Source organism: Limnoraphis robusta CS-951 (genome assembly GCF_000972705.2).
Window position 1 is genome coordinate 1 of the sequence record NZ_LATL02000138.1, and the last position, 20,409, is coordinate 20,409.

The 20,409-nt window shown below is 40.7% G+C and carries 16 protein-coding genes and 2 pseudogenes; 6 read left to right on the forward strand and 12 right to left on the reverse strand.

Annotation, left to right across the window (positions count from 1 at the left end):
- The first annotated feature begins 162 nt into the window (after positions 1 to 162).
- The 3 genes from WN50_RS12175 to WN50_RS12185 all read left to right on the forward strand — a co-directional run bounded on the left by WN50_RS12175 (position 163) and on the right by WN50_RS12185 (position 3,578).
- On the forward strand, positions 163 to 1,647 hold the full coding sequence (locus WN50_RS12175) for an FAD-dependent oxidoreductase (protein WP_046280580.1): 1,485 nt from the start codon (positions 163 to 165) through the stop codon (positions 1,645 to 1,647).
- A gap of 531 nt (positions 1,648 to 2,178) precedes the next feature.
- Positions 2,179 to 2,853 carry a hypothetical protein gene (locus WN50_RS12180; protein ID WP_046280581.1) on the forward strand — a complete coding sequence of 225 codons (675 nt, stop codon included), beginning with the start codon at positions 2,179 to 2,181 and terminating at the stop codon, positions 2,851 to 2,853.
- 2 nt (positions 2,854 to 2,855) lie between these two features.
- Positions 2,856 to 3,578, forward strand: coding sequence for a hypothetical protein (locus WN50_RS12185; protein WP_046280582.1), 723 nt, complete (start codon positions 2,856 to 2,858; stop codon positions 3,576 to 3,578).
- Between the two features lie 139 nt (positions 3,579 to 3,717).
- Here WN50_RS12185 and WN50_RS36145 read toward each other — a convergent pair whose 3' ends face one another.
- The 4 genes from WN50_RS36145 to mnmE all read right to left on the reverse strand — a co-directional run bounded on the left by WN50_RS36145 (position 3,718) and on the right by mnmE (position 8,393).
- Positions 3,718 to 4,335: a PEP-CTERM sorting domain-containing protein gene (locus WN50_RS36145; protein WP_046280583.1), complete on the reverse strand. Its 618-nt coding sequence runs from the start codon at positions 4,333 to 4,335 to the stop codon at positions 3,718 to 3,720.
- Positions 4,336 to 4,832: 497 nt separating this feature from the next.
- The gene (locus WN50_RS12195) at positions 4,833 to 5,378 is read right to left on the reverse strand and encodes a hypothetical protein (protein WP_049558780.1); all 546 of its coding nucleotides are present in this window, start codon (positions 5,376 to 5,378) and stop codon (positions 4,833 to 4,835) included.
- A gap of 91 nt (positions 5,379 to 5,469) precedes the next feature.
- On the reverse strand, positions 5,470 to 6,819 hold the full coding sequence (locus WN50_RS12200; protein ID WP_046280584.1) for a lysophospholipid acyltransferase family protein: 1,350 nt from the start codon (positions 6,817 to 6,819) through the stop codon (positions 5,470 to 5,472).
- Between the two features lie 164 nt (positions 6,820 to 6,983).
- Positions 6,984 to 8,393, reverse strand: coding sequence for a tRNA uridine-5-carboxymethylaminomethyl(34) synthesis GTPase MnmE (gene mnmE / locus WN50_RS12205; RefSeq protein ID WP_046280585.1), 1,410 nt, complete (start codon positions 8,391 to 8,393; stop codon positions 6,984 to 6,986).
- Between the two features lie 314 nt (positions 8,394 to 8,707).
- On the opposite strand from mnmE, the gene WN50_RS12210 reads away from it, so the two are divergent.
- The gene (locus WN50_RS12210) at positions 8,708 to 11,044 is read left to right on the forward strand and encodes a heavy metal translocating P-type ATPase (RefSeq protein WP_046280586.1); all 2,337 of its coding nucleotides are present in this window, start codon (positions 8,708 to 8,710) and stop codon (positions 11,042 to 11,044) included.
- Positions 11,045 to 11,110: 66 nt separating this feature from the next.
- Here the strand turns inward: WN50_RS12210 and WN50_RS12215 are convergent, their stop codons facing one another.
- Together WN50_RS12215 and WN50_RS12220 are read right to left on the reverse strand one after the other, a co-directional pair.
- The gene (locus WN50_RS12215; RefSeq protein ID WP_046280587.1) at positions 11,111 to 11,734 is read right to left on the reverse strand and encodes a hypothetical protein; all 624 of its coding nucleotides are present in this window, start codon (positions 11,732 to 11,734) and stop codon (positions 11,111 to 11,113) included.
- Between the two features lie 200 nt (positions 11,735 to 11,934).
- Positions 11,935 to 12,282, reverse strand: coding sequence for a hypothetical protein (locus WN50_RS12220; RefSeq protein ID WP_046280588.1), 348 nt, complete (start codon positions 12,280 to 12,282; stop codon positions 11,935 to 11,937).
- 593 nt (positions 12,283 to 12,875) lie between these two features.
- Between WN50_RS12220 and tmk the strand changes: the two genes are divergently transcribed.
- Both tmk and WN50_RS12230 read left to right on the forward strand, forming a co-directional pair.
- Positions 12,876 to 13,535, forward strand: a complete 660-nt coding sequence (gene tmk / locus WN50_RS12225) for a dTMP kinase (protein WP_046280589.1) — start codon at positions 12,876 to 12,878, stop codon at positions 13,533 to 13,535.
- Positions 13,511 to 14,506 carry a DNA polymerase III subunit delta' gene (locus WN50_RS12230; RefSeq protein ID WP_235440880.1) on the forward strand — a complete coding sequence of 332 codons (996 nt, stop codon included), beginning with the start codon at positions 13,511 to 13,513 and terminating at the stop codon, positions 14,504 to 14,506. The genes tmk and WN50_RS12230 overlap by 25 nt, the downstream gene beginning before the upstream one ends.
- A gap of 81 nt (positions 14,507 to 14,587) precedes the next feature.
- On the opposite strand, the gene WN50_RS12235 is transcribed toward WN50_RS12230, so the two are convergent.
- The 6 genes and pseudogenes from WN50_RS12235 to WN50_RS12260 form a co-directional block, all read right to left on the reverse strand.
- The gene (locus tag WN50_RS12235) at positions 14,588 to 15,367 is read right to left on the reverse strand and encodes an OmpA family protein (protein WP_046280590.1); all 780 of its coding nucleotides are present in this window, start codon (positions 15,365 to 15,367) and stop codon (positions 14,588 to 14,590) included.
- A 121-nt stretch (positions 15,368 to 15,488) separates the two neighbouring features.
- A complete protein-coding gene (locus WN50_RS12240; RefSeq protein ID WP_046280591.1) occupies positions 15,489 to 16,847 on the reverse strand; it encodes a hypothetical protein in 1,359 nt (452 codons plus the stop codon).
- A gap of 287 nt (positions 16,848 to 17,134) precedes the next feature.
- Positions 17,135 to 18,026, reverse strand: a pseudogene (locus WN50_RS12245) (RNA-guided endonuclease InsQ/TnpB family protein); the annotation flags it as partial.
- A 113-nt stretch (positions 18,027 to 18,139) separates the two neighbouring features.
- Positions 18,140 to 18,382: pseudogene (locus WN50_RS34020) on the reverse strand (RNA-guided endonuclease TnpB family protein); the annotation flags it as partial.
- A 126-nt stretch (positions 18,383 to 18,508) separates the two neighbouring features.
- Positions 18,509 to 19,201: a hypothetical protein gene (locus WN50_RS12255; RefSeq protein ID WP_046281805.1), complete on the reverse strand. Its 693-nt coding sequence runs from the start codon at positions 19,199 to 19,201 to the stop codon at positions 18,509 to 18,511.
- Positions 19,202 to 19,205: 4 nt separating this feature from the next.
- Complete coding sequence (locus tag WN50_RS12260; protein ID WP_046281806.1) at positions 19,206 to 20,096, reverse strand: TlyA family RNA methyltransferase; 891 nt, start codon at positions 20,094 to 20,096, stop codon at positions 19,206 to 19,208.
- Between the last annotated feature and the right edge of the window lie 313 nt (positions 20,097 to 20,409).

Genomic DNA, 20,409 nt, shown 5'->3' on the forward strand with positions numbered 1-20,409 from the left:
AAACTTGGGGGCGCCCGGTGAGTGTGTTGACAATGCCGGATGGTAGTTTACTGTTTACCGAAGAAGCGAATGATCGCATTTATCGGGTTCAATATCAAAATTAGAACGCTCTAAAACCCGACCCTAACCCGATCTTTGAAGGAGAGAAATTTGGTAGGATCTATGTCTACAGAAACTCAAAACTTAAAGCAAAAAGCCGTTATTGTTGGTGGGGGGCCAGCAGGTTTTGCCACCGCATTAATGTTAGCAAAGCGGGGTTGGTCGGAAATTACAGTATTAGAAAAACGTCCCTCGGCTGATTTTTATGAACCGGATAAATCCTTTAATTATTTAATTGATGGTCGGGGGCAAAAATTTACTGATTTATTGGGTTTTACTGAAAAGTTATCAAAAATTGGTGTTCCCAATACCGAGTTTTACTTAACAGAAATCAAAGCGGATGGCACTTGTAAAACTTCAAAAGTACCCGTTGTAGACCCCAACCGAAAAACGGCTTATTGGTTGCCACGTCGAGCATTTTTGCAGTTGCTTTATCAAGAAATAGAGGAAAATTGGCAGGGTTGTATTCAGGTTTTATTCAATACAAAATGTGTAAAACTTGACTCAAGTGTTGAAGAAAATTTGGGGAAATCTAAACTAACCGTTTTTGCTCAAGAAATTAATAACGAAAAAGTTGTCACATTTGAAGCCAATCTCTTAGTTGGTTGTGATGGGATTAACTCTGTTGTTCGGGAAACTTTAGATCGCTGGGAAAACTCGGAAACAAATCAATTTAAAATGCAGTTGTTTCCCTCTGCAAGTTCGGGTTTGAAATACAAAGTTTTGACTCTATCGCCAAACTTTCCCCTCGATAATAATAAGTCTAAACGGGCAGTTTGTACAATGGCTTATGCGATTCGTTCGGCCTTTACAGACCCTCAGCGTTGCTTATCTCTGGGTATTTTACCTTTTGCTGACCCCAACGAACCGAGAACCGCAAATATTATCAGACCACCCGATCATCAAATTTGGAAAATACAAGACGGCGAACAGTTGTATACATTCCTAGAAACCGCTTTCCCCCAGTTGCCAATACCTGAAATTGTATCGCCCGAAGAAAGCGAACGTTTTGCAAAAAGTGAAGGTGGATTTTTTCCCGTCCCTCAATATTGTTCTGGGTTGCATTGGTTAGTATCGGCTAAAAATTATTCAAGTGGTGTGGTATTATTGGGGGATGCTGTGCATTGTTTTCCCCCGGATATTGGACAGGGGGTTAACTCGGCATTGGAGGATGTTTGTATTCTCAATCAAGCCCTATCTCAAAGTAATGATAGAATCTCCGATGCTTTGCCATTATATCAGTCTTGGCGTTCTCCCGATTTGAAACCTTTAATCCGTCTGGCTCAAACGGCTTTTCCCTGGCAATATAATCAAGATATTCTTCGGAAACGACTGTGGATGATTAACTTTTTGCTCCGGTTATTGTTGAGCCGAATTTTACCTTTTATTTTCAGCCCTCCCGCTTTTATTTTAATACAGAATCATCAACTCAGTTATCGTGAAATCTGGAATAGGACGGAAAAAACCACCAAAATTCTTTATCTATTGCTTGGGTTGATATTGGTGGGGAGTTTATTGATTTTATCTTTCGGCTATATCATAAATTAAACTAATCAATAACTGGGTTTAGCTTCTAAAGTTTCTATCAATACCCCAAAATTTACAAAACTTAACTCAAGAATAATTCTCAATAAGCAACGAGCTTGCGTTGTTTCAGCCTTTATGGTATTCTAATCTGTGAAAATAATTCCTGATTGGTGTGACCAATCAGGAATTTTGCTTGGGTATAACGCCTCAAACCCTTATTTTTCCGTTAGTTTATCCCGTCGCACCCCCCAAATTAACACCCTCATCTCAACCGACGACGCACCAATTTTTACCTCTCTCTTTTCACTAGCCTTGACAAAAATCTATAAATGTGCATACTCGCAGTCTGATTTGATAATTTCCGGAATATTTTGTCTGAAGTTTCGGGAATTCTCGATTCCGATGATGTAGGGCTTTTTAGCCAATTTGGGTATTTCTCTATTCATTCTAACCTTTAGGGGTGCAAAAGGCTAGCACCCGAAATAAATAGATTTCGCGGAATTGAAATCTGGTGTAAATTTACCCGTTTACAACATTAATCGAGGGGAACCAATGAACTCTTTTGCAACAGTAATGAATTTGCTGCGAGAAAGACAGCAATTTTTAGAAGATATTCGTCTGGGCGTTAAACTCAAGCCAAAACTTGTAAATTTATTCATTTCAAGCTCGGTTTTTTTTGGAATTTACGGTTTAATTATAGGTTCGTCGAGTAGCTTTTTACAGGCTATTTTTTCTGCGTTTAAACTTCCCGCTCTTTACTTGTTAACCCTAATTATCTGTTTTCCCACATTATACTTTTTCAATGTGATGTTTGGGTCCAAACAAACCTTTGAACAGTATTTAACGCTATTAATGACAGCGATGGCTGAAATTAGTGTTTTACTTTTGGGGTTTGCGCCTGTCACGTTCTTTTTTATGTTGAGTACCCAAGATTATCAATTTTTTAAACTTCTCAATGTGGCAATTTTTGCTCTGACGGGATTTTTAGGGATAAAATTCTTTTATGATGGAATGCAATTTATGTCTGAAAAAGATGAAGAAGGTCATAAGCTGCGTTTAAATATTTTGCGCTTTTGGTTAATTCTCTATGCTTTTGTGGGGAGTCAACTGGGATGGACGTTAAGACCTTTTTTTGGTGCGCCGGGAGAACCTTTTCAACTGTTTAGAGAACAAGATAGTAACTTTTATGTGAATGTTTTAGAATCCTTAAGTCAACTCTTTCAATAAACATGAATTATGACTTCAATTGTTTGATATTTTCTGAAGAAGAACTGGATGAATTAACAGGTTTATCTCGGGAGAGTTTAACGGGTACTCTTTGTCAAAACAAGGGAATTAGACAAGCTGTTTTAAGGAAGATTTGGTGCGATCGCCAAAAACTATTTTCCTTCATTTCAACAGAAATAATCGCATTATTTCTCAGTCTAATTCTCGCTTTTCCTCTGACATTACTGCTACTCGATAGAACAATAACTCCTGATCTTCAAACAACCATCCAGTTTTTACTCAAAGCTATTGCTTTATCTTTTGTTCTCACTCTAGTTGTTAATTTAGGAGTTTGGTTGAAGTTAAAACCTCTGCGAAATGTCTTGCATTTAATGGATGAAGTGGAAAAATACAATGATACAGTCAAATCGGTTGAAATTTTAGATCAGTTAAGGAGAACCGGAAACGTACAAGAAAATCTCGTTAACCGAGAAGAAGTCATTCAAGCCTTAAAAATTACTCGAGAGAGTTTAGAGAGTGCCTTTCAAACTGAACGAATACTTCGAGAACATCAAGACTTTATTGATCGCCGTTATGAATTATTCGCTCATTTAGAAAACAACTTAACCGCTTTAATGACCTTCAACATGACCAACCAAGCCAATGAATATGGAGAGTTACTCAATGAAGCCTTACAAATTGGGATCAGTGTTCATCGAGAAATCCAAAAAATGAAACGAAATTAAAAAAGACTCAAAAACTTTCTGTCTATGTCTTTGTGTCGAGCGTGTTTTTTTTCACCTACAAGCAAAAACAAGAGGCTTCAGCCTCCTGTTTAGTTTTTATGAGTTTTTATTAATTTGAGGGCTAACTTTCGCTGTAAAATTAGCTTTTGCGACTGATAACCTTCTTTCCGAAAACTACACCACCGAGAGTTAATAATCCTAACAGAGTTCCGGGTTCAGGAACTTCTTGAGAATCAGGAGTATCTTGAAATTGATTGGGAGCTACAAACAGAGAGATATGAGAGATGGCTTGAGCGTTACCGTTGCCGTTAACAGAAGTACCAATTGTGTTCCAAAGACCCTCTAAAGCCGATCCCGCTTCAAAGAAGTAAGCACTGTATTTGTTACTGGCTTTCAGGCTAATCACGAAGGCAGAAGAATTGTCTAATCCGGTGATAGACCAATTTCCAGTAGTCTGTCCTTGATCGGTAGTCATGTTTAGGGTAATTCCCTCGATAGAAGATCCCTCATCTGATTTATCAGCTAATTGCCATTCGTAATCACCAAACAAACCACCATTAAGCGTAGTCAGAAAATTACTGCTGTTTCCAGTATCGTTCCCTTGGATGGGGCCATAAACATCTGCTGCTTCAACGCCACCTGCGGTTACATTCGATGTCGAGGTGAATAATGCAGCGTTAGCGTCTAATGTGGATAAGGATAAAACACTAACAGCTACAACAGAAGAAGTCATTACGCCTGCGAATAAGCTTTTCATTTGAACAGTTTCCTTTAGTAAAGTTGGACTTATCAGCTTGGGGAACTCTGCTCTGCGTTTAACTGTGGTTGCTTCCGTTCCCTCATCTGTTAACTATATTACTTCCTTTCTTGTGGGACTGTCTAGTTTTTTTTGATACTTTTACGGTATCTTTACACCGAATTTATAAGAGATTTAATTTTACCTAAAACCTATGTAAAATTAGGGTTTACGGCTTGTTTAAAACACTTTTTAATCTCTATAAATTACATAAGTATTGAATGAATTGATTCTTGAATATAGTCAAATTCAGTAGAAATTCTGAGGATACAAAGTATTATTTATTACAACTGTACTTAAGTAGACTAGGAAAAGCCAAAAATAGCGATAAACAGATCCTTTGTCTATCCCCAGAATTTTCGGAGTCAATTTTGAAAAAATAGGTAGATTTGCTCTATATTTCAAACAAGTTCAAGGGGTTTTTTGATTAGCTGACCCCTAAGCCTGAGTCCTGAATTCTAAAAATCTGGACTATGTTCTGTATCCCAACACTCTCCGTGCAACCAAATTCTTCCCGTTTTTTGGCAGTCGGCTTGATTTGTTAGCCAAGGAATAGATGTCGGCGCCACCATACCGGAAGGTGAACTCCATTTTAAAATAAGATAGATAGACATGGCGATGGTAAAGGCGAAGCTTCCCAAGGTAATCGCCATAACGAGAATATTCAAGGGAGTCCACAGGCGATGTTTGTGACGTTCAAGTTGGTTGCGTTGACCTGAGCGACGTTCTCGACCGGCTAACAGGACCAAATAAAACTTTAAACCCGGAATGGGAACGGTTAGACGCAGGTTAACAGCATGATTATTTTGCCAGGGTTGAACCGTTCGGGCTGTTACCAACGCTTGAGTAATTGCCATCACTTGTTCTTCGTTTAAATTAGAATTGATAAGTGCCTGGGTAATCACAGCAGCCTGTTCTGGAGTCAAAACCGTAGAAACTTCCTGAGATAATCTCAGAACCTGTTTTCTATATTGATATTCTTCTTGCGGTTGGTCGGGTTCCATTGGGAATTAAATTTTAAAGACTACAAGATCTTTCTTATCAAAAAAGTTGGTGATTGAGAAGAAATTTAAGCTTTTAATTGTCAGATTTTGACTAAGGTTGACTCATCTTTTCTAAAGCCACTTGTAACGCTTGAGTCAAATTCTCCACCGCTTGACGCCGACTTGCTTTATAATCTGACCATCGTTGAGAAATAGAAATCGGTTCCCCGACGGTCATTTGCACTCGTCGCTTTCCTAAGTAGGGGGTTTTGCAGGGGTTTGCACCTTTGAGTCGGGCAATCATCGTCCAAACAATTGTAGTAATTTCTGCGAAACGCTCATAAGTAGGATTTTCCTGCACGTATTTCCCACTAACAGCAACAAAACTTTCAACTAATCTCATATGCCACATTCGTAGACTGGCTTCTTCTGCTATGCGATTGGCTAATCCTCGTTCGACAGGTGACAACGCTTCCACATCTTTGATATCTTCTCTATAAATATAATCCCATCCGGTTTGTTCGATGCGACGACAACGCTCTGTTAAACTGCCTTTGGGTTTAATCCCAAAGTAACTTTCTGCTACTTGTAAAGCAATATCTAACAGTCTTTGTAACCGCACGGGTAATTCTTCGCTACTCTCTTTGGGGATATGTTGATGGTAATATTGACGATAGAAATTCTCCATCAAATCTAACAAATAATTCCCTAAGTTAATCAGACGGGGATAGAGTGAACTGGGTGTCGCTTGAGAATTAGAAGTCCTTAAACCACAGTCACTTTCCATTTCAGATAAAAGTTGGGCGAGTGCTTCCCAGTTATCTTTAATATAATGATATTGAATGCCTAATGGCACCATGAAAACTTCTTCTGTTCGGTTGGCTTTTTGCAGATCTTCGACACACCAAAACCCCAATTGTGCAATTCCGGGTTCTAGAGGACTAACCCGATAATTATGACCATTTGTGGCACCTTCGGGGGCGGCTGCTATTGGAAAGCGACCATTTACAAATAAATCTCGGGCTGATCTTAACCCTTGACGATCCAGTTTTCCCCGTAATATTGAAGTTCCGCCCAATTTGGGAAATAACCAAGTTACATAGTTTCCCGCCCATAACGGAATACCCCGATCATACATAAAATGAGCATGAATGGGAGGTTTTAAAGAAATTCCTTGTTTTTTTGCCTGTTGGGGAATGTGACGCCACAATAACTGAGAAATCGGTAAAGGATCGTCAGGGTTGGGATGACGAAAGGCTAACATAAACCGAATTTTTTCCTGTTGGAATTGTTGATAGAGTTCAACTAATTGTTCGACGTTTTCGGTTTGAATTTCGGTGATTGGGGTTCGGAAACGTATCCACCAAGGAAATACCCATTGGCAGACTTGCAAAACTCCGGGTTGAAAGTCTGGAGGGATAAATGCTAAGGGGGGTTGTATGTTAATCATTTCATTGGACATTTTTCGGTTTCTCTTGTTATTTTATTTACCCTATTCCTGTTCGGTCTTTTTGTATAGCCTGAAAAAGGGAACAGGGAATAGGGAACAGAGGTAAGATTTTTCGGCTTTTTATCTCTTTTGGGATTTCTGACAAATCATTCCTGATTGTTATCGCTGATTCTGTCTTACTTCCCAATACAAAACCGACTGAATATTCGATCTAAAACAGACTCGGTGACTTCTTCTCCGGTGACTTCTCCTAATGCTTGAATCGCTTCTCTTAAGTCTATTGTCCAAAAATCAAGAGGCAGTTCATTCTCTATTGTTGTTTTCATTTGGTCTAAGGCAATTTTAGCACGAGTAATCGCAGCAGCTTGACGTTGGTTGATGGCAATCTCTAAATTTGAGGCTTGCACGTTTCCCGCGTTAATTGTCGTTAAAATGGCTGTTTCTAATGAGGGAATTCCTTTGTTTAACGCGGCGGCTGTTTTGACTATTAACAATTCTTCTCGGTTGAGTTTGGATTGAACTTGCTGGAGTTTTGACTCTAATTCGTTCTCGGAAACTTGATCAATTTTATTCAGGATTAATATTAAGGGACGATCTTGAACCTGTTGATAAATTTCTTGATCACTGTCTGTCCATCCGGCTTCTGCATCTATGGTTAATAAGACTAAATCCGCAGATTTTGCCACCGTTCGCGATCGCTCTATGCCGATTTTTTCGACTTGATCTTCTGAGTGACGAATTCCAGCCGTATCTAATACTTGCACGGGAATTCCACCAACAACTAATTGTGATTCTACAATATCCCGAGTTGTACCGGGAAGATTAGTCACAATGGCGCGATCGCTTTGACTCCAAGCATTTAATAAACTTGATTTTCCCACATTTGGACGACCCACAATTGCCACCTTTAAACCACTTCTTAAACGCTCACCTTTTTCGGCTGTTTCTATTAGTATTGACAATTCCGCAGAAATATGGTTTACTTGTGATACAATGTCTGGAACGTTTAGTGGCGGTAGGTCTTCCTCGAAGTCAATCCGGGCTTCTATTTCGGCTAAAACATCCAAACAAGCCGCCCGAAATTGGCGAATGGGCGTGGCGAGTTTTCCCTGTAATCCCGCTAAAGCAGCTTGAGATGCCGCTTGAGATTGAGAACCGACCAACTCTGCCACACTTTCGGCTTGAGTCAAGTCTAGACGGCCATTGAGAAACGCCCGCAGTGTAAATTCTCCGGGTTGAGCGAGTCTGGCTCCGGCTTCCAAACAGAGTTGTAGCACCTGTTGAACCGCGATAATTCCGCCATGACAGTGAAATTCCACCACATCTTCGCGGGTATAAGAACGGGGTGCCAACATCAACAAGAGCAAGACTTCATCGATGATTTGTTGAGTTTGGGGATGGCGAATATAGCCGTAGAGAATGCGATGACTTTCCCAGCGTTGACGTCCGGGCGCATCAAACAACAGTTTAGCGATCGCTTGGGCTTGACATCCCGACAGACGCACAATACCAACGCTCCCCTGTTGAGGAACAATCGCTGTTGCGATCGCTGCAATTGTTTCACCGCCTGTCCGAATTTCAGACATGAGCCGCCCATTAAACAAATCTAGTCTTGATTTTACCAGCAAAGATGTATGTTTCCCAGTAGTAACTGATAAAAACCCGCCCTTGATCAGATGAGGGGGCGGTTTGATTTACGGTTGTGGGTGAGATTATTGTTAAGCGAACCGGCCCCGACCTCAGAAAGAAACAATCACAAATCTAAAAACTTAATAGAATTGAAAACAGGTTCAAAACCTCCCGAAGCCTTTAAATTTATTCATTTCGGGGGTAGACCTGAGAACAAAGGAATTGCTAAGATAATCAGCATTATAAGATTAATTGTCCATAATTGTTATCTATGCAACTTGCTTCCCAAAACGATGTTCAGGTTGAGTCTACTCCGCCGACTCAGGCAGAAACCATTATCTTAGATGTAGGTGGAATGAAATGTGCTGGCTGTGTCAACGCCGTTGAACGTCAGCTAACCCAACAAACCGGGGTACTTTCCGCCCGGGTTAATTTAGCGACTGAAGTGGCAACCGTTGAATGTCAAGTTGATCGCGTCAATGCAGAAGAATTAGCCCAAAAATTAACAGCAACAGGGTTTCCGTCTCAACCTCGGAGTGGGAGTAGCAAACGTGCAGAAGCGAGTGCAAGTTTAGCAGAACGTCACCGCCAAGAAGTTCGCCAACAAATTCGTCGAGTCATCACTTGTGGCTTATTAATTTTACTCTCCGGTTTAGGGAATTTACACCATTTTGGGTTCGGACATTTACCGATTTTAAATAATATTTGGTTTCACTGGGGGTTAGCAACGATCGCGTTATTATTTCCCGGTCGAGCTATTATTATAGATGGGATGAGGAGTCTGCTGAGAAATGCGCCGAATATGAATACGCTTGTTGGGTTGGGAACATTAACCGCTTATACAACCAGTTTTGTCGCGTTGTTGTTTCCGCAACTGGGTTGGGAATGTTTCTTTGATGAACCTGTGATGTTGTTAGGGTTTATATTGTTAGGGAAAACATTAGAACAACAAGCCAGACATAGGGCGACAAATGCGCTGCAATCTTTAATCGCTCTACAGCCAACAATAGCCCGTTTAATTCCGCCACCGCAACCGGAACAAGAGCAAAATATTGCCCAAGCTGTAGAAATTCCTGCTGAACAAGTCAGAGTTGGGGAATGGTTACAAGTCTTACCGGGGGAGAAAATTCCCGTTGATGGCGAGATATTTTCCGGGAAAACAACGGTGAATGAATCGATGTTAACAGGTGAGTCTATGCCTGTGGTGAAACAAGTGGGAGATTTCGTTTCAGCCGGAACAATAAATCAGTCTGGTGCGATGATTATTCAAGCCACTCGTACCGCAGAAGAAACAACTTTAGCTCAGATTGTGAGTTTAGTTGAAAATGCCCAAACTCGTAAAGCCCCTATTCAAAATTTAGCGGATCAAGTAGCGGGATATTTTACTTATGGGGTGATGAGTTTGGCGGCGTTAACGTTTCTATTTTGGTACGGAATAGGCACGAAAATATGGCCCGATGTGATTAGCTTTGGCGCGTCAGAAATGGCAACTCAAGCTACACTATTATTAAGCATGAAATTAGCGATTGCGGTTTTAGTGATTGCTTGTCCTTGTGCGTTGGGTTTAGCAACGCCGACTGCTATTTTAGTCGGTTCGAGTATTGGTGCGGAACGAGGATTATTAATTAAAGGCGGCGATATTTTAGAACGGGTTCATCAACTCGATACGATTGTTTTTGATAAGACGGGAACTCTGACAACAGGTCATCCAACGGTAACAGATTGTTTAGCGATCGGTGATCAAAATTCAGATCATATATTACAACTTGCTGCTACCGTTGAACAAGGTTCAAGTCATCCGATTGCGAAAGCGATAATTAACCAAGCCAAACACCAACAATTATCTCTCCTCCCCGCAGAAGATTTTCAAACCGAAGCAGGTTTAGGAGTTTCTGCAAATGTGAACAATCAACGAGTTTGGGTGGGAAACAAATCGGGGTTATCTCAGCAAGGAATTGAGTTTCTTGAAAATACTCCCGATGTTGCTGGAAAAACGGCGGTTTATGTGGCGCTTGAGAAACAGTTAGTTGGTTTAATTGGTGTCAGTGATCCTTTAAAAGAGGATGCCAAATCGACGGTTAAACAGTTGCAAAAAATGGGATTACGAGTGATAATATTAACAGGCGATCGCTCTGATGTTGCTACCTCTATTGCTGAACAATTGGGGTTAGAACCCGAAAATGTCTTGGCAGAAGTGCGACCGGATGGTAAGGTAAAAGCGATTACTGATTTACAACAGCAAGGTCAGCGAGTGGCAATGGTCGGTGATGGGATTAATGATGCGCCTGCACTCGCTCAAGCCGATGTGGGAATTGGGTTACATACGGGAACCGATGTGGCGATGGAAACGGCTGATATTGTATTAATGAGAGACTCGCTGATGGATGTGGTTGAGTCTATTCGTCTGAGTCGTTCAACCTTTAATAAAATTCGCCAAAATCTATTCTGGGCGTTTGGTTATAATACGTTAGGAATTCCTGTCGCTGCGGGTTTGCTATTACCGAGTTTGGGGATTATTCTCAGTCCTGCTGCTGCGGGAGCATTGATGGCGTTTAGTTCGGTGAGTGTTGTGACAAATTCGCTCTTATTGCGGCGTAAATTTTCCTGATATTGAAGTGAGTTTGTTAACCCCTTCTTCTAGAGATTATAGCACAGAAGGGGCTTGATTTCAAGATTAACGTTGTTTTTGTGGAAATAGAATACCGAAACCAAACACTGCAATTAAACCGAATAAAGTAGCGGGTTCGGGGATCGGTTTAGCTACCCAAGTTCCCGATGAATACACTTTATAATAACCGTATTCAGCCTCATCAAAATCTTCGTTGAAGAAATCGTAACTTAAAGCATGAGTCCAAGTTCCCGATCCTTGGGTGCCATTCATTCTGAGGAAATATTCTGCAAAGTAGGGATCGCCAAAAAACCAAGAATCATCGCTGAAAAAAATTCCATAGCGAGAAATCGTTGCATTATTGGGTGATTTGGTTTCTTCATTCCACCAATAATAACCCGCAGAATCTCCTAAACTCCAGTTATATTCTGGCAGATTGGCGTTGAAGCTGTCAAGCCCCGTTTGAACATAGAAACCATCATCAGTATAGAAGTTGTCTGGTACAAAAGTCTCCGTATCGAGATCGTAGCTAAAACTTCCTTCTCCGACTAACTCTCCTGAGTCACCAAAAAAGTCAATTTGCCATTTTTTAATATTAGTCGCTTGTGAGGGTTCTATGGCGATCGCACTGCATACACAAGCAAGACTAACTGTTGTCAGGGTGAGTTGAGAAATATAGTTTTTATTCATTTTTTGATATTGTCATAGCGTTAAAACAGCTTGTTTCTAAAATACATCGCATCTTTCCTCCTTGATCGTAATAACCGGAGACTTTATCAACTCTTTACAGCATTCCTTCACAAAAGAGGAGTGAATGTAAAGCCATCACCCCTCCTGTTAATTTTTATCAACAATCAACCCTGAGTTTAGATTGATATTTTAAGATATATCTACAATGCAATACTTTCTAAAAGTTCCCATTCACGGTTATCAATAATCAGCTTACTAATATAATCAAACATCTGACGACAGTGGTTATTCACTTTTAAGGGGAGTTCTTCATTTTTGATCACGAGTGTCATTTTGGTTTCTGAGTCGGTAGAAGTCGCCGTGTCAAATACAACCTCAACGGTGACTAATTGAGGAACGGGAACTCGTCCAATCACTTCTCGACAAATAATTGAACTCGGGGTTTCATACATCATGTCTAAATTACAAGTTTCTAATATCTCAATTAACATCAGTCGTAACTCTTCAATGGGAGTAGCAATCACGAAAAAACCAGTGTAGCGAGCCATACAAAACTCCAGACTTTTTTAACAATAAACAAATGGATTCAGTGGGATTAACGTTGTCAAAAGGCTTGCTCTAAATTGAGAGTGAGGAACTTTTTTTCATCTCGTTAAAATTCTGATCATCAGATGAAAGGGTTTCAGCTAGCTCGTTGGATATAAAATGATATTAGCCAGTTAATGCGGAACTTTTTATGTCCAAACAAAGTTGAGTAAATAACTTACTCTAGCTCTGTCTCACCGATTGAAAGTTTGAGCTTTACTGCTTTGCGGCTAGGCTACTAGAATTGTTCTTCAAATCATTTCTCCCAATATCAGAGCATTTTTTTTCAAATCTCCGAAGATGAATGATTTGATCCCCACAGAGGCTGAACAGATGCCTCCCTTAACCCTCAAAAATCTTGATCACTCTATCAATCCGTCTGCAAAATCTATTGTGTGAATTATATCAAAGTCTAGCCGTTTTCTTCTGTGGGTCAGGTAAAATAGCTAGCTTAGATTTAAACAGGGTGAGCGAGTTATACTAGAGGACAACAAAAACAAGTATCAAGAAGGCCTTGAACCTGAGAAAATAACTTCAGGTTTAGCAAAAACAGTCAATGGACGGAAAATTAATTGTATTTGAAGGGATCGAAGGTGGCGGGAAAACAACCCAGATCCAACAAACTTGTGATTGGTTACAGAAGCACCTGGGATCATCTGCACCTGCAATCTTGACAACGAAGGAACCAGGAGGAACGGCTTTAGGGCGATCGCTGCGGAAAATTCTACTCGATAGCCGTCTCGAAGAACCCATCGCCTCCCAAGCTGAATTGTTGCTGTTTGCAGCCGATCGCGCCCAACACGTGGAAACTTTTCTCAAACCGCATCTCGAACAAGGCGCAATTATCCTCTGCGATCGCTTTACCGATTCTACCATCGCCTATCAAGGTTATGGTCGGGGTTTGGATCAAGATTTAATTGTACAACTCAATCAGATTGCGACAGGAGGTTTACAAAGTGATTTAACCTTGTGGTTCGATCTCGAGGTTGAAAAAGGGCTAGCGCGTACTCAAACCCGAGGTGAGATGGATCGGATGGAACAAGCAGATTTAGCGTTTCATCAACGAGTTAATCAAGGGTTTTGTGAATTGGCCTCTCAAGCAGGCGATCGCATCATCCGCATTGATGCCCATCTTAGTTTAGAACAAGTCAGCGAAAAAATCCAGAGGGTTTTGAGTGAACACTTAAAACAATGGGGATTTCTCCTAAAATCATGACTTCAGAAAATGCCTTTTCTCCTCTAATCTCCCAAAAAAAAGCGGTTGAGTTGCTAACTCAAACCGTTCTCCAAAATCGCATTGCACCTGCTTACTTATTTGTCGGCAGTTCAGGAATTGGGCGGAGTTTAGCGGCTCGTTGTTTTATAGAGTTTTTATTTGGTCATACGAGTACAAAACCCCTCAATTCTCAACAGCTAAGACATCGCATTCATCTGGGAAATCATCCCGATTTACTCTGGGTTGAACCGACTTATTTACATCAAGGAAAACGTCTCTCCGCCCAAGAAGCAGCAGAAGCTGGAATCAAACGTCGTTCCCCGCCTCAAATTCGCTTAGAACAAGTTCGAGAAATCGGTCAATTTTTGAGTCGTCCGCCCTTAGAAGCCAGTCGTTTAATTGTGGTATTAGAACAAGCGGAAACAATGGCAGAAGGGGCGGCTAATGGGCTACTCAAAACCTTAGAAGAACCGGGGAATGCTACAATAATTTTAATCGCCCCAGGAGTCGATTCATTGTTATCAACCTTAGTCTCCCGTTGTGCAAAAATCCCCTTTTATCGGTTAGATGAACAAGCCATGAAACAGGTGTTAAAAACCGAGAGACAGGAAGAAATATTAAATCATCCTGAAATCATCGCCATGTCTCAAGGAAGTCCGGGTGAAGCAATCGTTTGTTGGCAACAATTACAAGCGATGTCACCGGAGTTTTTAGACAGCGTTAAACAACCGCCTAAAACTCTCTATGATGCTTTGATTTTAGCGAAAGAAATCAGCCAGACATTAGAGATAGAAGCACAACTTTGGTTAATAGATTATTTACAACATTGTTATTGGCAACAGCAACAAAAAACCGGAAAAATTCATCCTTTATTGTTCCAAAAGTTAGAAAAAGCGCGACAATCTTTATTGAGTTTTGTCCAACCCCGATTAGTTTGGGAATGCACATTTTTGGCTTTTTGTCAAACTTAGGAAAGGGTGAAAGAAAAACCACAAAGATACCAAGACACGAAGATTTTCTCCTGGTATTCTCTGTGTCGAGCGTGGTTTATTTTATCGTTCTTCTGCGGGGGGAGTAAAGCGAATTTCAATCCGGCGTCGGTTGGGATCTTCTTGTCGATTTGGGGGTGCATAGTTTCCCGATGTATCATAGAGTTGCGCCGCAGAATAGGCTTTAAATTTTAAGCCTAATGCTTGCAATTCTTGGTTTTCTTGCAGTTTTTTAACGACTGCTAACGCTCGCATTAACCCTAAGTCAGCATTAGAACCCGGTATTAATTGATTGAAAGATTCATTTCCTTGGATAATTTGTTCTAAGTTCCCGTCTAAATTGCTATAATTTCCACTATTAATTTGACCATCTGTATGTCCGATAACCTCAATAAGATATCCTTGATAATCTTGAGAAAGTGTTTTGATTTGTGCAATTAACTCGTTTTCAACAAATTGATTCAACGGTTCGGATAATTCAGCACTTCCTGACTCAAATCTGCGTTCAGTCGAATCTCTTAAAACAATAATTGGTGGAGATTTTAAGCGTTCTATTTCTTGATTCAGTTCAGTAATTCGGCTACTGCGTTGTTGTAATTCGCCTCTCATTCGGGCGATTTCTCCTTCTAAGTTATTCACCCGATTTGAACGTTGTTGTAATTCCCGTTCAAGCTGTTCGGAACGAGAGGCGTTGGCTTCAGAAACCGATTGCACAAAAACCGATTTAATAATGGCTAAAATTAAAAATAAACTCAAAATCATAAAAGCATTTGACATTAAATCGGTAAATGCTGGCCAAACATTTAATTCTTCTTCTTCTGTTTTGAAACGAGAATGACGCATTTGAAATTTTCCTCATTGATTTTATATTTTGAAGTTTTAACAGCCTTATGGGGTATAAATCCCCAACCAATTGATTCTGACTCCTGATTCGGTGTCTCCTGACTCCTTCTTCAACTTCAATTCACAGTTTAGGATTGTTAGTGGTAGAATGAATTGTCCCTTGAGTGAGGCGATCGCCCAGTTGATCAAGTCCTGAACGAAGCGTTTCTGTATACCGTTCAATTGCAGTTACCAGTTTAGTTAACTCACTTTGAATGTCTTCTAAACTTTCGGTGCGTGTTACCATTCGTCGTTGTAAAATATCTAAAGTATTCATCGCCAGTTGGAAGCCTTGAGTCGCATTTTGAAGCTGTTGAGTCATCTCTCCTAAAGACTGTTGATTGATGCGGTGAACTTCCATTAACTCTTGGGAGGTTTGAGAACTTTGATTCATTTGTTCCCCTATTTTAATTAACCGTTTGCTATAATTTTGTAGCTCAATCATCGCTACATCAACGGATTGAACAGAAGCGGCTAAACTGGTAGCAGATTGAGAAAAACCGCGTTGAGTATTTGCCAGATTTGTGCTTGCACTCGAAAGAGTTTGGGGAAACTGGCTGCGTTCAAAGACTTGTGCAGCTTCCATAAACCGATCTGTTGTCTGTTGAAAATTCTGGGAACTTTGAATCACTTGATTAGAGGCTTCTATTAATCGACTATAGACTTGTTCTGAGAGTTGATTAGTTTTGATTTGTGCGGCGGAAACTTCTTGAATTTTGTCTTGCAGTGCGGATTCTATAGACGTTTGAATACTGCGACTAAATTGATGTAAAAACTGCTCAAAAGTATTGACCATTCCCTGAACAACTCTATCGAGATGGGTTTCTCCTTTGAGACTCGGTTGGTAGATATTATCGAGATAATCTTCTAACGCACTCAACAGTTTATTTTTAGCTAAATTTGTATTAAACATAAAGTTAACAATCGTCAGAAAGGCACTAAATAAAATAGCCGTTAAACTGGTAATAAAAGCAATCCCCATCCCTTGTAGCGGTTGTTGAATTTCTTGTAATAAACTGGTAATATCCGTTCCACTGGTTGCACTCACGGCTTGACTCAAAGCCGCTAAATTTATCGTAATTCCGACAAAGGTTCCTAATAATCCAAACGATAATAATAAATTGGGTAAAATCCGAGTGAAATGGTCAACTTGTTCGCAGGAAATGAAGAAAACGCGCTCTAAACTGTAAATATGATCAATTAATGCACCTGTATTCACCTGTTCTAACTCGCGTCTGGCTTGTGCTAAACGGCTTTCTAACTCCTGTACCAATCTGGGTTTACTTCCTGAAACTTTCCCGTAAATTAATCGCCAAACTTGATTTCCTTGACTGGTCAGATAATAGTGAAGTACCATTCGTAAGAAGACCGAAACGATAGCGGGAACAATCACTAAAGCAACAATCAGGATAATTAAATAATCCGGGATGATAGACAACATGGCAATGACGGTGAGATGGGGTCAGCCGTAGAGGCTATATTCTATTTTGACATCCTCTCCGTCGTAAACAACGGAGATTCCAAACATCACTATTTGGGCTTCCTCTTTCTATGAGTTGACTTACAAGGGTTGGGTTTCCCCGCCCAAGCAGAGATCAGTCTCTCGGGAGGCGTTAATTTCCATCTGCCCGACGGTATTTTCAAAACAGATATTAAGCGGAAAAACGGATTAAGCTACGTGTGAGAAGCCTAGATTTATGCGTTTTACAGTCAAGTTAATCCGTTAATCTATTTCTTATCCGTTTCTTGATTTGATAACTGTTTAAGTGCAGATTTTAGAATGTTTTTGGCGGCATTTTCATCTCGGTTGGATGTGTATCCGCAGTGAGGGCATTTATGAGTTCTCGTACTGAGAGTTTTCACAACCTTTTCACCGCAATTTGAGCAGTTTTGAGACGTGTATGCGGGTTCAACGGCAATCACCGGAACCCCATAAATCCTCCCAAAATACTCCAACCATTCTCTAAATCTGTACCAAGCAGCATCATTAATTGATTTAGCTAAATGATGATTTTTAACCAAATTGCGTATCCGTAGGTTTTCAATCGCTACCAAGTCGTTAGACTGTATGACGTGTCGCAGCTCATTTACAAACCCAATCATTACGCCTGCGTGAAACTCTTAGATACGCTTTCCCTAACCGATTTCTGGCTTTTGTACGGTTTTGACTTCCCTTTTTTGTTCTCGATAACCGACGTTGCAGCTTTTTAATGCGCTGTTCGTCTTTCCTGAAAAATCTTGGGTTTTCTATTTGATTGCCACAAGAATCGGTGTAGAAATGGTTAAGACCTACATCTAGCCCAGTTATTTTTCCTGTTAGTTCTTTATTTTCCTCTCTGGTATGATCGATTAAAAATTGAGCATAATACCCATCATGTCTTCTAATCACTCTCACTCGTTTGATTTGTTGGAGTTGATAGAAGTGGAGATTTCGACTGCCCCAAAGTTTAAATGTACCTGCTTGAAACTTGTCAGTAAACGTTAAATAGCGTCTATCCTCTGAAAGTTTCCATCCCGATGTTTTGTATTCAACAGATGCTCTAACTTGATATTTTTTAAACTTGGGAAATCCTTTTCTACCAGGTATTTTTTGCCGACAATTTTGATAAAATCGTTCAATTTAAAACAGATAGGATAAGGATTTAACGGATTAAGCTATCTGTGAGATGCCAAGATCTATGCGTTTTACAGTTAAGTTAATCCGTTCTTCCGCTTCTCTATCCGTTTTTAAATGGATGCCCATGCTCTTTCTGCGTGTGCTTGTCGAGCCATAGAGTTGAGTTGGTTTACCCAGGGAAAACTCGGGTTGTCTGACAGCAGTTTGCAGTAGGCATAAGCATCGTTGCGGCTTTTAACTTGACCATTTATCCATGCTTTGATGATGCTGTTACGAACAAACCTACCAGTACGGATAGCTTCGTCTAGCTTTCTGTACTGGTATTGGGTTCCTTGCAGCTTCATTTCATACACAAGCATAGATTATCGGCATCGAGCCACGATAAACTTATGTTAGCATAAAATAATCCGTCGTGAACGACCTTGCTCTAAACCTGCTTCTCTTGGTAATCATCGTAAAATCTCAATCAGGAGATTGTCAGCCAATTAATAACGTCCGACAATTTTTAACCCATCTTTGAAATGAGCAACTGTGGTTACAACGGCGACACAAAAGTAAAAAATACGAATTCCCCAAAAACAAATTCCCATTAACCAAGTGACAACGGTTGGCGGAATACCACTGACTTTTACAAATCTAGAGTTGACTTGTTTTTCCAGTTTGGTTAAATCTTCCATTTGAGAAGCTTTCGTCGGAATCATGGGAAACTGACCCGTGTAGAGATAAAATCCAAATACACCCGGATGATTCACCCGACTTTCTAAAAAAGAGTCTCCTAGACTAATCGCAGCACTTTGGGAAATTTGATCTTCTGTAGAAATATCTTCAATCCACAGATTGTATCTAACATATTGAGGAATCGCTAAAATCAGAGGAACAAGAATCACTAAAAATGCAGCACTAATTTTTCGACCCGCCTGAGAAGGAAGTAAAGCCGTCGCTAAACCAAACCCCATCCCGACAACCGCAAAAACCAATAAATTTAACAAATCGATTAGCTCTAGTCCTCGGAGTAAATCACCAAATATAAAGATGGGATATAAATATCGATGAGCTAAAGTGAGTGCAATAATTTTAATGGCAATTGCAATCCCAAATAGAATCGCTCCACAAGCCACATAGCCTAAAGCACTAATGATGTATAGACCGACACGCCCTAGTTGGTGAATCAACTGCATGGAACTACGAGCGAATTGAGGATTTAGAGGAGGAATGAGAAAATTCTAGTTGGGTTGATTGAACGATTTGCAGGATTTGATCTCGTTGGGGAAACGCTTCACCCTCTACACTGAGCCAAAGCAGGTATTCAATGTTACCTGCGGGGCCTTGGAGGGGTGATCCGGTTAAACCCCGGTATTTCCATCCGAGTGTTTCTGCTGCACAATTGACTTCAAAAATGGCATTGGCTTGATCAACCGGATCACGCACAACTCCCTTTTTGCCAACTCGTCCCTTCCCGACTTCAAATTGGGGCTTGACTAACAGTACGCTTTCACAAGGCGGTTGCAGAAGATGCCAGAGCGCGGGAAGAATCTTGGTTAAAGAAATAAAGGACACATCAACAACTGCCAAATCCGCGTAGCTTTTCTTAGTATCTAGTTCGATGGGATTTTCCGCAAGGGGAGAAACAGATAAATCACCAGCATTATACAATTGCTCAGGAGTCAGATAGCGTAGATTCGTGCGTTCTAGCAGAATAACTCGCGGATCATTACGCAGCCGCCAGTCTACCTGTCCATAACCGACATCAATCCCATAAACCTGCTTGGCGCCTGCTTGTAGAAGACAGTCTGTAAAGCCTCCGGTAGAGATACCGCCATCAATACAGATGCGTCCGGCAACGTTGAGTTTAAAATAATCTATTGCTTTGCTGAGTTTTTCTCCGCCCCGAGAGACAAAAGGCGATCGGTGTTTAACTTGGATCTGGGCTTGGGTGTCTATCTCAGTACCCGGCTTGTCAATCACCTGCTGATTAACCATCACCTCTCCAGCCCGAATCAAGCGCTGGGCCAATTGTCGGGAAGAACACAAGTTGCGTTCAATCAAGAGGGAATCGAGCCGTTGTTTTGCCAAGAGAGGGGTTTGAGAGAGATCTCTAAGAATTAACGTGATTGATTCTAGCACAATAGTTCGAGCAAATCGCCGCTATGACCAATCACAAATAGGGGTGAGCAAAAATTCACCCCCAATGATTGAACCCAATTGACATACTCCCCATTTCTAAAGAAAGGGGATTCTCCAAGCCTCACGGCTTTGGATTACTGATTCATTGACAACCCTTACAGCAAGCTAGTTTCCTGACCTACTCTTTGAGGGGTTCGTCTCCCCAGTCGTTCATCCCATTTCAGAGATAGTTTCGGTATGCCCTACCGTACTTGAGAAAAAA